At 71.2% G+C, this 14,563-nt stretch carries 11 protein-coding genes; 8 read left to right on the top strand and 3 right to left on the bottom strand.

Annotation, left to right across the window (positions count from 1 at the left end; genetic code table 11):
• Positions 1 to 45 precede the first annotated feature (45 nt).
• Positions 46 to 885: an SDR family NAD(P)-dependent oxidoreductase gene (locus MXD61_RS23320; protein ID WP_248815560.1), complete on the top strand. Its 840-nt coding sequence runs from the start codon at positions 46 to 48 to the stop codon at positions 883 to 885.
• Here MXD61_RS23320 and MXD61_RS23315 read toward each other — a convergent pair.
• Complete coding sequence (locus MXD61_RS23315; RefSeq protein ID WP_248815559.1) at positions 866 to 2,521, bottom strand: DUF2142 domain-containing protein; 1,656 nt, start codon at positions 2,519 to 2,521, stop codon at positions 866 to 868. The genes MXD61_RS23320 and MXD61_RS23315 overlap by 20 nt on opposite strands.
• A gap of 571 nt (positions 2,522 to 3,092) precedes the next feature.
• Between MXD61_RS23315 and MXD61_RS23310 the strand changes: the two genes are divergently transcribed.
• Positions 3,093 to 5,738, top strand: coding sequence for a bifunctional SulP family inorganic anion transporter/carbonic anhydrase (locus MXD61_RS23310; RefSeq protein ID WP_248815558.1), 2,646 nt, complete (start codon positions 3,093 to 3,095; stop codon positions 5,736 to 5,738).
• A gap of 55 nt (positions 5,739 to 5,793) precedes the next feature.
• On the opposite strand, the gene MXD61_RS23305 is transcribed toward MXD61_RS23310, so the two are convergent.
• The gene (locus MXD61_RS23305) at positions 5,794 to 8,499 is read right to left on the bottom strand and encodes an ATP-binding domain-containing protein (protein ID WP_374629444.1); all 2,706 of its coding nucleotides are present in this window, start codon (positions 8,497 to 8,499) and stop codon (positions 5,794 to 5,796) included.
• Positions 8,500 to 8,994: 495 nt separating this feature from the next.
• Between MXD61_RS23305 and MXD61_RS23300 the strand changes: the two genes are divergently transcribed.
• The 5 genes from MXD61_RS23300 to MXD61_RS23280 all read left to right on the top strand — a co-directional run bounded on the left by MXD61_RS23300 (position 8,995) and on the right by MXD61_RS23280 (position 12,744).
• Positions 8,995 to 10,221 (top strand): cytochrome P450, encoded by a 1,227-nt coding sequence (locus tag MXD61_RS23300; protein WP_248815557.1) that lies wholly within the window; start codon positions 8,995 to 8,997, stop codon positions 10,219 to 10,221.
• A gap of 440 nt (positions 10,222 to 10,661) precedes the next feature.
• Positions 10,662 to 10,934: a hypothetical protein gene (locus MXD61_RS23295; RefSeq protein ID WP_248815556.1), complete on the top strand. Its 273-nt coding sequence runs from the start codon at positions 10,662 to 10,664 to the stop codon at positions 10,932 to 10,934.
• 169 nt (positions 10,935 to 11,103) lie between these two features.
• The gene (locus MXD61_RS23290) at positions 11,104 to 11,598 is read left to right on the top strand and encodes an SRPBCC family protein (RefSeq protein ID WP_248815555.1); all 495 of its coding nucleotides are present in this window, start codon (positions 11,104 to 11,106) and stop codon (positions 11,596 to 11,598) included.
• 25 nt (positions 11,599 to 11,623) lie between these two features.
• Positions 11,624 to 12,478: a glycosyltransferase gene (locus MXD61_RS23285; protein ID WP_248815636.1), complete on the top strand. Its 855-nt coding sequence runs from the start codon at positions 11,624 to 11,626 to the stop codon at positions 12,476 to 12,478.
• A 104-nt stretch (positions 12,479 to 12,582) separates the two neighbouring features.
• Positions 12,583 to 12,744, top strand: coding sequence for a hypothetical protein (locus MXD61_RS23280; protein ID WP_248815554.1), 162 nt, complete (start codon positions 12,583 to 12,585; stop codon positions 12,742 to 12,744).
• Positions 12,745 to 12,825: 81 nt separating this feature from the next.
• On the opposite strand, the gene MXD61_RS23275 is transcribed toward MXD61_RS23280, so the two are convergent.
• Complete coding sequence (locus tag MXD61_RS23275) at positions 12,826 to 13,362, bottom strand: GNAT family N-acetyltransferase (RefSeq protein WP_248815553.1); 537 nt, start codon at positions 13,360 to 13,362, stop codon at positions 12,826 to 12,828.
• A gap of 675 nt (positions 13,363 to 14,037) precedes the next feature.
• On the opposite strand from MXD61_RS23275, the gene MXD61_RS23270 reads away from it, so the two are divergent.
• Positions 14,038 to 14,563 (top strand): DUF6444 domain-containing protein (locus tag MXD61_RS23270; protein ID WP_374629441.1); only part of this gene is annotated, 526 nt, incomplete at its 3' end.

Here is a 14,563-nt window from a genome sequence, read left to right as displayed (position 1 = left end):
GGGCCCGTCGCCGTCCGATCTCTCGTTACAGCGAAAGGGCGCACCATGACAGAGGCACATCCGGCTCGGGCCAACACGGTGGGGGCCAGCACGGTGGGGAGCAATGCGACGGGAACCGGCTCGGCGGGGACGCTGAGCGGGACCGTGGCGTTGGTGACCGGCGCGAGCAGCGGTATCGGAGCCGCGACCGGGCGGGAACTGGCACGGCAGGGGGCGGCCGTCGCGCTGGTCGCCCGGCGTAAGGACCGGCTTGAGCGGCTTGTCGGCGAGATCGAGGCGGACGGCGGGCGGGCGATCGCGCTCGCCGCCGACCTCACCGAGCAGGAGGAGGCGATCGGCGCGGTCGAACGGGCCGTGGCCGAACTCGGCCGGCTTGACACGGTCGTCAACAACGCGGGGGTGATGCTGCTCGGGCCTATCCTCGACGCGCCCACCAGCGAGTGGGACCGGATGATCTCCCTGAACCTGCAGGGGTTGCTGTACGTCTCGCACGCGGCGTTGCCGCATCTGGTCGCCGCGGCCGAGACGGGCCCCCGGGAGGTCGCGGACCTGGTCAACATCAGCTCGGTCGCGGGCCGGCGGGCGATGTCGATGAGCGGCATCTACAACCTGACCAAGTTCGGCGTGAACGCGTTCACCGAGGCGTTGCGCCAGGAGATCACCGCCCGGCACGTGCGGGTCAGTGTCGTCGAGCCGGGCGCGGTCACCACCGAACTCACCGACCACCTGCGTCCCGAGATCCGTGAGTACGCCCGCTCGGCGTTCGCCGGGGTGGAGAGTCTGGTGGCCGAGGACATCGCGGACGGCGTCGCCTACATCGTGACCCGGCCACGCCGGGTGGCCATCAACGAACTGCTGATCCGGCCTACCGAACAGGTCCGCTGACGCGCGCGGCTCCGTCCGGTGGATGAGGTGTGGGTGACCGCCCGGTCAGGGAACCGGCCAGGACGGCACCGAGGATGCAGGCGGCGCCGGCGCCGGCCAGCGCGCCCCACAGTGACCAGCCACCTGGCGGCGTCCACTGGGCGGAGTCGACGTACCACCGTGGGCCGTTGACACTGACGGCATAGCGACGTCCATTGGCCCACAGCGCCACCAGGTGCACCGCGGTGACCAGCGAGGGCACCGTGATCCGCAGGCTCTGGCGGGCCCAGGGCGCCAGCCGGTCGGCGTGGCGGGTGACGATCTCCCCGGCGACCAGCGGCACCAGCAGCGCCAGCGGCAGCAGATAGCGCCCGTACACCGGGAAACGGGTCTGGCGCAGGACGAGCACGTCCAGGCCGACGGCCACCGCCGCCGCGCCCACCAGGACCAGCGCCAGCCCGACCCGGGTCCGCCGCGACCCGAGCGCGACGGCCAGCCCGACGAGGACGAGCGCGCCGACCCACCACATCCAGTAGGCGAAGTCCGGCATCGGCAGGCTCGCCCAGCCGAACACCCCCACCCACTGGCGCACCCAGGCCTGGGCGTCGAAACCGAGCCGGTGCAGTCCTTCGATGACCACCGGACGGTGGATGCCCGGATGCGGCTGCACGGCGCGTTCCCACAGCAGCGTCGCCACGATGCCCACGGCCGCCGGCGCGAGCGCGAGCGAGCGCCAGAGCACCGGCCAGGCCGCCGCCCAGCCCACCGCGGGTCGGGCGTGCCGGCCCTCCCGGCCCTCCCTGCCCTCCCGGCCCGCCCGGTGCTGGGGGCGGCCGGCGGCGAGCACACCGCCGACCACGGCCGCGAGCAGCACCCAGGCGGGGCCGGTGGGCCGCGACAGCGCCACCAGCGCCCCGACGAGACCCGCCGCCGGCCACGTCCACAGGGGCGCGGCGCCCGCCCGACCCATCCGCAGCGCAAGGGAACACAGAGCGAGCGTGCCGGCGATCTCGAGGCCGTTCGTGCCGAGCACCGAGCCGAGGAACAGCACCATCGGGGACGCGGCCAGCAGCACGCCGGACAGCGACACCGGCCCGGCCCGGCGGTCCCAGGCGGCGCCGAGCGCGACCGCGAGCAGCAGGGCGACGAGGGCGGCCGTCACCGCCCGTCCGGTGTAGAGCGCGGCCCGCGCGGTGTGGGTGCGCGCCATCGCCGCCCCGGGGACGGCATACACATACGGCTCGTAGGTGCCGACGTAGCTCAACGCCCGGGTGGCCGGCGCCCGGGTGGGCGGCCGGTCCAGGCAGCGGACGGAACGGTCGTTGTGGAACAGGTCGCAGGAGAAGTGGGCGGCGCCCGGGTCGACGCCGGCCGGTAGCTCGAACACCCGACTGTTGCGGTTGATCCAGTCGATGCGCTCCGGCGCACCGGGCTGGTCGCCGAACGCCGGATGCGCCAGTCGGCCCGCGACGCCCGTCCACTGGCCGGTGCCGGCGCCGACCTCCTTGATGAAGTTGGCCGGTTCGTCCGGTCCGAACCCCGGCGCGTTGCTGCCCACCCAGACGGACAACAGCAGGGAGAAACCGGCCATCAGCAGTGCCAGGACCAGGCGGCCACCGGGCGCGCGGCGCGACGCCGGTCGGGCGCGCCGATGCATGCGGGACAGTGCGTCTCCCCCGAGGCAGAGGGGCTCCGCGCCGGCTGACCACGCGAACGTGGCCGAGTGGTCGTGGCCGCGGAGTCGGGGCTGCGGGATCGTGGCTGGGCGATCGTGATGCTACGCAAAGTAGGACGGGCATCAGGATATGCGGAACATCGGGCTATCCCGCACCTTCGTGGACGGTACGACCCGGCTCCGACGGAACCGTCAGGGCGGCCGCGCGCACACGGGTCCATCGGCCCACACCAGGGAGGCGATGGTTTCTGCGTTTATAGTCGTTTTTGTCCGGTATTTTCGGCCGGATGGGTCCTGGGACGAAGCTGGCCGATGCGGTCGAATGATTACGCGGCGACCATTAGTCCTCACGCATCGAAACTTGTTGGCCGATCGGTTCGTTCAACAGGGTGCGACATCCGTCACCGCAGGTGGCGGAAAGGTGGAGACGAGGCGGGCGACCAGCGGTCGATCAGCGGTGCCACCGTGTGATCAGACCATGACCGCCTGATCGGCGCCGTTCCAGGCCATCCCACCGATTCGCTTCCTTGAGCCCCGATCGCGAGGAGATGACGTGAGTTCACCCATCCCACCGGCGACGCCGCCCGGGAAACCCCTGCCCGCGTCGAACCCGTCGCGGCAGAACCACTCGCCGCCGGGCGTACGCGCGTCCTGGCGCCCTGACCTTCAGGCTTCGCTGGTCGTGTTCGTCGTCGCGCTGCCACTTTCCCTCGGCATCGCGGTGGCCTCGGGCGCACCCGTGGCCGCCGGCCTGCTGGCCGCGGTGGTCGGCGGCATCGTCGCCGGTGCGCTTGGCGGTGCCCCGTTGCAGGTCAGCGGCCCGGCCGCGGGTCTGACCGTCATCGTCGCCAACCTGATCAACAGCTACGGCTGGCGGACCACCTGCCTGATCACGGCCGCCGCGGGCCTGCTGCAGATTCTGCTCGGCCTCGGCCGGGTCGCGCGAGCATCCCTGGCCGTGTCGCCCGCGATCGTGCACGGCATGCTCGGCGGTATCGGTCTGACGATCGTGCTCGGCCAGATCCACGTGGTGCTCGGCGGGACGGCCGAGAGCCATGCCTGGGAGAACATCAAGGACATCCCGCGGGCGATCCTCGATCCGCACAGTGGCGCGACCGTGGTCGGCCTGGTGACCATCGCCGTGATCCTGCTCTGGCCACGGCTGCCGGAGGCGGTGCCCGGCGCCCTGCGGCGGATGCCCGCCTACCTGGTCGCGGTCGTCGTGGGTACCGCCTTCGCCGGGATCGCCGGCTTCGACGTGCCCCGCGTCGACCTTCCCGCCTCGCTGTTCGACGCGGTCGCCCTGCCCGAGCTGCCCGATCACGACTGGTCCGGGGTGATCCTGGGGATCGTCACCGTCGCGATCGTGGCCAGCGTCGAGTCGTTGCTGTCCGCGGTGGCCGTGGATCAGCTGGCCACCTCCCGCGGCTGGCGCGGCCCCCGGGTCAACCTTGATCGCGAACTCATCGGCCAGGGTTCGGCCAACCTGCTCTCCGGTGTCATCGGTGGTCTGCCGGTCACCGGCGTCATCGTGCGCAGCTCGACGAACGTCGCCGCCGGTGCCCGCACCCGCTCCTCGGCGATCCTGCACGGCGTCTGGATGCTCGGCTTCGCGCTGTTCCTCGGTTTCGCCGTCGAGTGGATTCCGCTGGCGGCTCTCGCCGGGCTGCTGGTGGTCGTCGGCATGCGGCTGGTCAACATCTCCCACCTGCGCCACGTCCGCCGCCACGGGGAACTGCCGGTCTACGCGGTGACCCTGGCCGGTGTCGTCGGCCTGGACCTGCTCAAGGGGGTGGGTCTCGGTCTGCTCACCGCGCTCGTGCTGGTGCTGCGCCGGGTGCTGTGGTCCAGCGTGCACCTGCGCCGTGACGGTGAGCTGTGGCAGGTGGAGGTCGAGGGGACGCTCAGCTTCCTCGCGCTGCCACGCCTTGCCCGGGTCCTCGCCCGGATTCCCGCCGGTGCCCCGGTGTCGATCGAGCTCATCGTCGACTACCTTGACCACGCCGTCTACGACCACCTTCGCGGCTGGTGCGCCAACCACGAGGCATCCGGTGGCTCCGTCCAGATCGACGAGATCGGTCGGGTCTGGCTGGGTCGCGCCGACCTGAGCCAGCGCCGTCGTTCGGTCGTCCCCCACCTGCCCCGCTGGTTCGCCCCCTGGTCACAGTGGCAGGACAGCCCCTCCACCCAGGACGCCCCCTCCGCCCAGAACAGCTCCTCCACCGCGGACGTCCCGGCGGCGAGCGGTACGTCGGCCGGGTCGGTGACCACCGCCTCGTCCACCAGCCTGACCGGTACCCGGACCACGTCGGAGACCGACGCGGCGGGAGCCGCCGCGGGCACGACCGGCGCGCCGCCCGCCGAGGACCAGGTGCCCTCCGGTGCCCAGGCGCAGGCCGAACTCGACCACGTCGGGACGATCATGGTCGGGGTTCGGGAGTTCCACCGCCGGGCGGCCCCCCTGCTGCGGGACACCTTCGACGGTCTCGCTGCCGCGCAACAGCCCGGCGCGCTGTTCCTGACCTGTGCCGACTCGCGGATCGTGCCGAACATTCTCACCAGCAGCGGCCCAGGTGACCTGTTCACGGTGCGCAACGTCGGCAACATCGTGCCGCGCAGCGCGGCCGCGTCGTCCGGCGCAGCCTCGCAGCTCATCATCGGACGGCCCGCCGGGCACGGGACGGGCATGGCCCGTGGGCGCGGCATGGCCGCCGGGGTGGGCATCGGCGCCGCGACCGGGCCACCGCCCAGCGTGCCGTTCTCCACCGAACTGTCCGTCACCGCGGCGGTGGACTACGCCGTGGAGGTACTGCAGGTACCGGCGATCGTCGTGTGCGGGCACTCGTCCTGCGGCGCGATGAAGGCGCTGCTGGCCGGGTCCGGTCCGCTCGACTCCGCGCTCGCCGGCTGGCTGGCGCACGCCGCGGCGTCGCTGACACGCACCCCGCCGCCCGGCACCGAACACCTGGCGCCCGTCGAACGGCTCGGCCGGGCCAACGTCGCCCAGCAGCTGGAGAACCTGCGCGAGCAGCCGACCGTGCGCCGCGCCCTGGAAGCCGGCTCGCTACGCCTGGTCGGCATGTACTTCGACATCGCCGATGCCCGCATCTCCGTGCTCGACCAGGTCAGCGGCCGGTTCGTCGACCCGGCGGACGCGCACACCCCGCTGACCCCGCCCCGGCTGCAGGCCCTGGGCTAGGCCCTGGTCCAGGCCCACCGCGGGCAACGGGTCCATCCCGCCCTCGCCCGTCCCGTCACCCCGCTCTGGGGACGAGTCGGGCGAGCATCGGCGGGATGTCGCCGGTGTGCAGCACACCGAGGTGGTGGGTCGCCCGGGTGAGCGCGACATACAGGTCATGGGCACCGCGTGGCGACTCGGCGAGCACCGCGTCCGGGTCGACCACCAGGACCGTGTCGAACTCCAGCCCCTTGGCCTCCCGCACCCCGAGCACCACGACCGCGGCGGTCAGCCTCGCCCGCGGCCCGGCATCCACCTCGGGCACGACCGTGCGGACCGCGGCGGTCACCTCCGCCAGCCTCGACGTCGGCACCAGCACCGCCACCCGCCCCGCCCCGCCAGCCCCACCCGCTCCACCCGTCCCGCCGGATGCCGACGCGCCAGCCCCACCGGCCTTCGACGCGGACGCGGACGCGGCGTCGGGGGCTGTCGGGGCGACGTCCCGGGTGCGGAGGGCCAGACGTTCCAGCTCGCGGACGACGGATCGGGCCACCTGCGGGCCGAGATCCTCGTCGGCGACGCGCAGCCGCCACGGGTGATGCCCGACCGTACGCACCGAGCGCGGTGGTTCCTGCGGGGGAGACAGGGTCGCCAGCACGTCCACGGCCACCGCCATGATCTCCGCCGGCGTCCGGTAGTTCACCGTCAGGGTCTCCCAGCGGGCGGGCGTGCCCGCCGCCGGGTAGGGCGCCAGAACCCGGTCCCAGGACGTGGTGCCAGCCGGGTCGCTGGTCTGCGCGACGTCACCGACGATCGTCATCGAGCGGGTCGGACAGCGGCGCATCACCATCCGCCACGCCATCTCGGACAGCTCCTGCGCCTCGTCGACGACCACATGCCCGAACACCCAGGTCCGATCGGCGAGTGCCCGCTGCGCGATCGTGCGCGGATCGGCGTCCTCGTGCCGCTCGGCGAGTCGGCCGGCGTCGATCAGGTCGACGGCCATCATGATCTCCGGGTCGTCCTCGATGTCCCGGGAGAGGATGTCGAGCACACCCTGGGCGTAGGCGACCCGGGCCACGCGTTCGCGCAACGCGGCCGCCTTCGCCGCCTGGTCGTCGTCGCCGATCAGCTCGGCGGCCTCGTCCAGCAGCGGGATGTCCGCCGCGCTCCACCCACCGACCGGCCTCGGCCGCGCGGGCACGCCCGAGTCCTCGCCGCCGGCCTGGCCGTCCGCGTCCCGGTCGTTGTCGGGCTCGAGGTCGGCCCCGCCGCCGCTGCCAGCGTCACCGTCGGTCACGGCGCGCAGCTCGCGTAGCCAGTCGTTGCCGTCGGCGTCGTCCTCGGCCAGGGGCCGGTGCAACAACTGACGCTGCTGGGCGGACAGCTGCGGTGCGACCGCGGCGAGCGTGCCCGGGTCGGCGAACAGCTCGGCGACGAGCTGCTCGGGGGTCAGCGCCGGCCACAGTTCGTCGAGGACGGTCCGCACGGCCGGATCGCCGCGCAGCTCACGGCGCAACTGGGCGAGGTCCTCGTCGTCGAGCAGGCTCGAACCACCCGACCCGGCGGGGGCGAGCAGGTCGAGCGCCTCCGGGTCGGCCTCCAGCACCGCCGCGGTGATCGTCTCGGCGGCGTAGCCGTCCGCGACCTGACGGGCCAGCGCCTCGATCACCGCTCGCACGAACAGTGGTCGGGCGTCGTTGTGCAGCTCACCGGACTCCCGGGCGAGCGCCCGGGCGCGTTCGCAGGTGGACCGTTCGAGCAGGAGCAGCCGCTCCTCGGTGTGGATCTCCAGGGTGTGACCCTGCGGCAGCCGCTGGCGGTGGCGCACGGTCGCGGCGAGGATCTCGGCGAGCGCGGCCCGTCCCTTGAGCTCGGCGGTGGCCGCATCCTCCAGGCGGCGCGCCGCCACCCCCGGATAGAGCGCGTCGACCGTCGCGCTGACCACGCTGGTCTCCCCGAGGGAAGGCAGCACGTTCTCGATGTAACGCAGGAACGCCGGATGCGGCCCGAGCACGAGCACCCCACTGCGGGCCAGCTTCTCCCGGTGGGTGTAGAGCAGATAGGCGGCCCGGTGCAGGGCCACGGCGGTCTTCCCCGTCCCCGGCCCGCCCTGCACGACCAGGACACCCCGCTGATCCGACCGGATGATGCGATCCTGCTCGGCCTGGATGGTCGCGACGATGTCACTCATGCGGCCGGTGCGGGCGGCGTTGAGGGTGGCGAACAGCCCCGGCTCGCCGGTCAGCGGGGCGGCCCGATCGGGGGAGTCGCCGTCGGCGCCGACGTGGGAACCAGGTGCGTCCGGACCAGGTGCGTCCGGACCAGGGGAGTCGGCCATCTCGAAGATGTCGTCCTCCACACCGGTCACCGCGCGCTGCCGGGTGGCGATGTGCCGGCGTCGGCGCACGCCAAGGCGCTCGGCCCCGGTCGCCGCGTAGAACGGCCGGGCCGCCGGAGTCCGCCAGTCGATCAGGAGCGGCTCGTAGTCGGCATCGTCGTCGAAGATGCCCATCCGGCCGACATAGCGGCGTTCGCCGCCGTCGAAATCCAGCCGGCCAAAGCACAGGCCGATCTCGGCGGCCCGCAGCCGCGCCAGGGTGGCGGCGCAGTCGGCACTGGCGACCTCACGCTCGAACCGGGCCCGCGGCAGGCTCTCGGAGCGCAGCAGAACCCCACGCAGCCGCGTCGAGGCACGCCGACGCAGAGCGTCAAGCCGATCGTAGAGAGCCGAGACGTAGGCCTGCTCGGAATCCAGATCCTCTATTGACAACTCGGCCACACCTCTGCTATTTTCTCGCCGCTTTCAAAGTCTTTTATATTGGCTTTCAGGAAGTCTAGCCCGCGGTCGTCGGGGCAGCTGGCGGTGCCTGCTGCCGTTGTCCGCGGATGTTGCCCTGATGGATATCATGGCATTATCGCGCCGGCTTCGTTCCGGTCCCGTGTCCGTCTCTGGTGCGGGTATACCCCCGGCCAGCCGAGTGTGACGACAGTTCCCGGAATCGCGCACTTTCTGGTCGAGCGGCCGGTGTCTTCCCCGGCTGCCGTCGGCGGGGGAGGGGCGGGCCGCCGTGCCGTCCTCGCGCCGTGCCGTCCTCGCACCGTGTCGCCGTGCTTCGCCGGGTCGGGCTGGCCCGCTGTCCACGGATGCTCATGGAAGGCGTACCAGGTCGAGCCGCGGGGGTTGGACGGCGGGAGTGATCGAGGCGCCGCCGTCGATGCTACGCTGACTAAACGTCGACAGAGTACATGCCCTCCGTGACTATTTGGATGGATCATGACGGATGTGTGGACGACCCCCGAGTACATGCGGCGGACGCTGTTCGGGCCCGGTCAGGAGCTCCTCGAAGCTCAACGGGAGGGGCGGCTGCTTCCGGTGACCACCCCCTTCGGGCTGAACGCGCGGATCGTGACCCGCTACGACGAGGTCCGGGCCATCCTTGGAGACGCCGACCGGTTCGGCAGCTTCCCCGGTGGTTTCCTCGTGTCCCCCGCCAGTGCCACCGATGCCACCGCCGCCGGTGGCCCGCATGTGGCCACCCTGGCTGACCTTCGGGTCGGCAACCTGCTCGTCCTCAATCCACCCGACCACACCCGGTTGCGCCGCATGCTCACCCCGGAGTTCACCGGCGCCCGGATGCGGCGGCTCCAGGCGCGGGTCACCGAGATCATCGAGGATGCCCTCGACGACGTCGAGCGGGCCGGGAGTCCCGTGGATCTGGTGCCCACCTTCGCGCTCGCGGTGCCGTCCCTGGTGATCTGCGAGCTGCTCGGCGTGCCCTACGCCGACCGGGACGCCTTCCACCAGCGCGCCGCCCGTCAGACCGATGTGACCCTGCCCGTCGACGAGCGGTTCGCGGTGCTGGCCGAGAGCCGGGCCTACATGGCCACCCTGGTCGAGCGGGCTCGCCGTGAGCCGGGGGAGGACACCCTGAGCATGCTGGTCCGTGAACATGGCGACGAGCTGAGCACCGCCGAACTGGTCGGAGCCGCGAACCTGCTGCTGATCGCCGGGCACGAGACGACCGCGAACATGTTCGCCCTCGGCACGCTGGCGCTGCTGCGCCACCCCGAGCAGCTCGCCGCCGTGCGTGACGATCCCGCGATGACCCTGCCCGCGGTGGAGGAACTGCTGCGCTGGCTGTCGATCGTGCACGCCGCCGTCCCGCGTATCGCTCGCGACGCGGGTGCGACGTTCGGCGGACGGGAGGTGGCGCCCGAAGACCCCCTCGTGGTTTCGCTGGCCGCGGCCAACCGGGACCCGGCCTTCATCGACGATCCCGACCGCCTCGACATCACCCGGGGAGCCATCGGTCATGTCGCCTTTGGTTTCGGTCGCCACCACTGCCTCGGTGCGCCGCTGGCCCGGATGGAGCTGCGCATCGGCCTGCCGGCGTTGTTGCGCCGTTTCCCCGACCTCGCGCTCGCCATACCCTTCGAGGACGTGGTTTTCCGGGCCGACACCGTCGTATACGGTCTGCAAAGCCTTCCGGTGACATTCTGACGGAACCCGGCTGTTCCTCGGGTGCCCGACCGTTCTTCGGACATATCGCCGACGCACCCGATTTCGCGTGCGGCGTACGGCGGAGGATGGACGGCGGGGTGCGACGGTGGGTGCTGTGCGTCACATGGGCATCTGGTGGTGGCTGGTGCGCCGGGGCATGCGGGGTGGTGGGAGGGATGCGGCATCGGCCGCGGCCATGGGAATGTGACGGCCGCTACGTGGAACGGCAATAGCGAGGGAACATCGTGTGACCGCGGTTACCGTTCAGGCGGGATTGTGAGCGCCATTACTGTGGGCCAGCTCATATAGGTCGACGAATGCGCCGGACTGCAGTCCACATCACGTTGTCCGGTCACCCCGTAGTGGTCCTTCCGGGTGCAGAATGACGGTGGGAGATGACAGTGGCCCGTCCTCCCCGGTTGTGACTGAAGGAGTTTCTTATGAGCGCCCACCAGAATTCCGCTTCCTCGCTGCGGGAGGCGTTCGCCGCGTTCCGTACCCAGCGTGCCCTGCGTGCCCAGCGCCGTGAGATCGCACTGCTGTTCGCCGACCCCGACCTGTCGCCGTCCGCCCGCCAGGAGATGGCCACGATCGTCCTGCGCGCCAACAGCGAGCGGGCCGCCCAGATCGCGGTTCCGGCGCAGCGGAGCGGGGCGCAGCGGAGCAGCAAGCCCGGCCTGCGTGTCCTCCAGGGAGCCGCTGGCTCCCGCTGACACCAGCGCGGTGGCCCGAGATCGGGGCCACTTCCGGGGTCCCGCCGTGAAGGCGGCCAGCCCCGACTGGCAACGGGTGGAATCAGCCGGCGCGGCCGCGATGGGCCGTGCCGGCCGGATGTCCCGGCGCGTTGGCGCCCGGGCACCCCGCGATGCGAGGATGCCCGGCATGACGACGGTTGAACGGTTCGAGGTACAGCGCACGGTCGCGGCGACGCCCGACGTGATTTTCGCGGTGCTGACCGATCCGGCGGGACATGTCGCGATCGACAGTTCAGGAATGTTGCAGTCCACCCAGGGGCAGCGAGTGACCCAGGTGGGTGACACGTTTGTCGTCCACATGGACCGGGAGTCGCTCAACGACTATCCCCTCGGCAAGTACGACGTCACGGTGAAGATCACCAAGTTCGAGTCGGACGCCCTCCTCGAGTGGACGATCGGCGGCGGGATCGTCAATCCACCGCTGCGGCACCTGTACGGCTACCAACTGCAGCCCGTCGAGTCCGGCACTCTGGTCACGTCGTACTACGACTGGAGCGAGATCGACGAGGCGTATCGGGGGAAGGGGATCTTCCCGGTGATCCCCGAGGCGGGCCTGCGGGCGACGCTGGGCATCCTGGCCCGCACCGTCGAGCAGCCCGCGCACATCAGGGCGCCCCGGTAGCGCCCGCCGCGATAGCACTGTGGATGTGCAGCCCCTTCCGGTCGTCCTCGTGTACCGAAACCAGCCCGAGCGGCTGGTGGACACGATCGACGCCTTTCGCGCCCAGGACGTCCCCGTCGTCATCACCGTCGTCGACAACGGCTCGGCGACGGTGCCACCGGTCGAGGCCGACGATGTCACGGTGGTGCCCGCCGGCGGCAACGTGGGATTCGGCCCGGCCGCGAACATCGGCTACCGCCGGTTCCTCGAGGACCCGACCGCCGGTGAGTGGGTGGTCCTGGCGCCCCACGACGCGCTGCCCGCGCCGAGCTGCCTCAGCGGCATCCTGGCGGCCCTCGCCCAACGACCGCGGGCGGGTCTGGCCTGCGCCGATGTGGGCGACGGCGCCACACCGGTCACCGACCCGTACTTCGGTGGCATCCTCATCCCGGCGCGTGTCCACGAGGGCTGGGAGCCCGCCGGCCACCCGCACGGCACGCTGATGTTCGCCCGCCGCGCCTGCCTCGACGAGATCGGTGTCTTCGACGAGCGCTACTTCGCCTACTGCGAGGAGGCCGACCTGGCTCTGCGTGCCCGCGACGCCGGCTGGGAATGCGGCCTTGTCCGGGGCGCGATGGTGAAGAACCCACACATCAGTTCGACCTCCGCGGCCATCGACTACCTGCAGCTGCGCAACACCCTGCTGCTGGTCCGGGATCACTCGGGTCGCTACCACACGTTCATCCGCTTCTGTATCGCCCTGTGGCAGCTCGCCGCCGGCGCGGTGGCCCCATCCCGCCGCGGCCCCTACTGGCATCCCAGAGGACGCCTGCGGGGGCTCGTCGACTTCGTCCGCGGACGCTTCGGCCCGCCCCCCGCAGACCTGCTCCCCGACCGCTGAGCCGCCGAGCCGCGCGACCGCCGTTTCGAATCTCGTCGGAGGTTGGCGTGTTAAGGCCGACATGACGGGCACGTTGCGAACCATGCCGGCGCAACGGCCGCCGGTTGGACGACAGACAGCTCGAGGAGGTCACGATGAAGGTGCTGCGCAGGCTCCGCGGTGAGGCCCGGCATGACGTGAACGCGGCCGACCGGTCGGCTGCCCGAGGTCTCCGACGTCTGCGTCGGCGCTCGCGTAACCGCTCGGCGGCCGGCGCCCGCTACTGATTTTCGCTGACGATATGCCACGGCCGCTGCCCGCTGAGCCTTTCGGCCCGGCGGGCAGCGGCCTGTCGGCATGACGGGCTTTCAGACTTCGCGGTCCAGCCGGTAAACGTAATGCAGCGGATCGTCAATTGGGTTGTCCGGGGTGAGGTGCCCCTGGGCGGCCCGGCGGAAGCGGGCCTTTTCCAGCGCTCGCCAGGACGCCCGGTTCGCCGCGACCACCGGAACAATCACACAGTCGGATTCGGGATGGTCGGACCACGTCCTGGCGACCATTGACGTGAGCATGGCAGGTCCGAGGCCGCGCCCGGTCTGGCCGCGGTCGCCGATGAGATAGTCGAGGCTCATCGCGCCCACAGGCACCTCGATGACTGGTCTCAACTCGTCGAGGTACTCCGAGTAGTCGATCAGACGACATCGTTGCACCAGGCCGAACGGCTGATCGTCCAGCAGCGCGAGGAAGTCCTGTGCCGGCTCCTCGCCGCGGGCCGTCGGGCCGAAGTCACGCCGGACGGCCTCGGGCGTGGTCTCGTGGTTCCACCAGCGGGCGACGTGCGGTTGCTCCAGCCACGTCCCCAACAACGGAAAGTCGTCTTCCGTAACCCGGCGCCACCCGATCATCTGACTCCCGTCCACTCCTGCCCGGCCCCTGTCGCTCACTTCCCGAAGCCAGAACCATTCTTGCCCCCACGGTGGCAAATATGCATCATGCATATCCGAGGCTTTCGGAAGAGGTGTCACGAACCGCGGCCATGGTTTCGAGGCGTGGCGCCGCGTCTCATGGGCACGTCGGCGGAATCTGCGGTGGCGAGAACGCTGGTCTTCCGCTCGGCCCCGCTGTCGGGCGCCTCGGTGGCCGAACCGATGCTCCGCCGCGCGAGGGCGTGAGGCGGGAGGGCAGCCCGGGCGATCTCGGTGGTTGTGGCTCTGTGCGGCAATGTGAACACTTCTTGTGTACCCCGGGTGAGGCTCGTTCGACATCCACACGGCTTGGTGAGCGATCTGAACTGATTGTGACCGCTCGGACGGCGATCCAGATGGGTCGCCGTGGCGATCTTGACCGTGATTCTCTCGTGGCCGGTCGTGAAGGCGGGAAGCTCTGATGGCCGGCGGGGGAGGGCCGGCGGAGGCGCCGGTGCCGGCCATCCGGCTGGTCACAGCGATCATGGTTGTAAACATTCACGTGGTTGCGTGATCTTGCGGTGAGTGGTTGGTGTTGGAGTCGGGTGTGGATGTTGTTCGCTGTTCGAGTGTGTTGCCCGTGACGGTGCGTTCGGGGTGTGGTGGTGTGGCTGGGTGCCGCCGGAGGAGATGTCACGCGAGGAGCTGGTCGCTCTCGTGGTGGCGCAGGCGGGCGTGATCGAGCAGTTGCGGGCCGGGATCGCCGAGCGGGATGAGCTGCTGGCTGGGCAGGAACGTCGGGTCGAGGAGCTGGCGGCCGAGGTGGATCGGTTGAGGCGGGCGGGTTCGCGGAATTCGGGGAACTCGTCGTTGCCGCCGTCGTCGGACGGGGTGCTGCCAGGTCGGGTTGGGCCGAACCGGGCGGAGCGCCGTGCCGTTGGGGGTGGGATGAAGAAGCGCGGGAAGCAGCCGGGGCAGGACGGGCGGACGTTGGCGTGGCGGGAGGTCCCGGACCGGGTGGAGGCGCATTTCCCGGTCGGGGCCTGTGACTGTGGGGCGTTGCTGGCCGAGGGTGCGGCGGCCGGGGTTGCCCGCTCACACCAGTCCCACGATCTCACCCCGGTCCGGGTCGGGGTGACCCAGCATGATCTTTACCGGGTCGTGTGCGGCTGCGGGCGCCGTCATGTGGCCGCCCGGCCCG

The organism is Frankia sp. AgPm24, from assembly GCF_023243055.1.
In the GTDB taxonomy this organism is placed as follows: Bacteria; Actinomycetota; Actinomycetes; order Frankiales; family Frankiaceae; genus Frankia; species Frankia umida.
The sequence above is the reverse complement of the archived record's forward strand: the minus strand, read 5'-3'. Positions and strand labels throughout refer to the sequence as shown.

Bases quoted from the DNA above. Each gene is read 5' to 3' on its own strand.
- MXD61_RS23320 (WP_248815560.1), top strand. From the start codon at position 46: ATGACAGAGGCACATCCGGCTCGGGCCAACACGGTGGGGGCCAGCACG.
- MXD61_RS23315 (WP_248815559.1), bottom strand. From the start codon at position 2,521: ATGCATCGGCGCGCCCGACCGGCGTCGCGCCGCGCGCCCGGTGGCCGC.
- MXD61_RS23300 (WP_248815557.1), top strand. From the start codon at position 8,995: ATGACGGATGTGTGGACGACCCCCGAGTACATGCGGCGGACGCTGTTC.
- MXD61_RS23295 (WP_248815556.1), top strand. From the start codon at position 10,662: ATGAGCGCCCACCAGAATTCCGCTTCCTCGCTGCGGGAGGCGTTCGCC.
- MXD61_RS23290 (WP_248815555.1), top strand. From the start codon at position 11,104: ATGACGACGGTTGAACGGTTCGAGGTACAGCGCACGGTCGCGGCGACG.
- MXD61_RS23275 (WP_248815553.1), bottom strand. From the start codon at position 13,362: ATGATCGGGTGGCGCCGGGTTACGGAAGACGACTTTCCGTTGTTGGGG.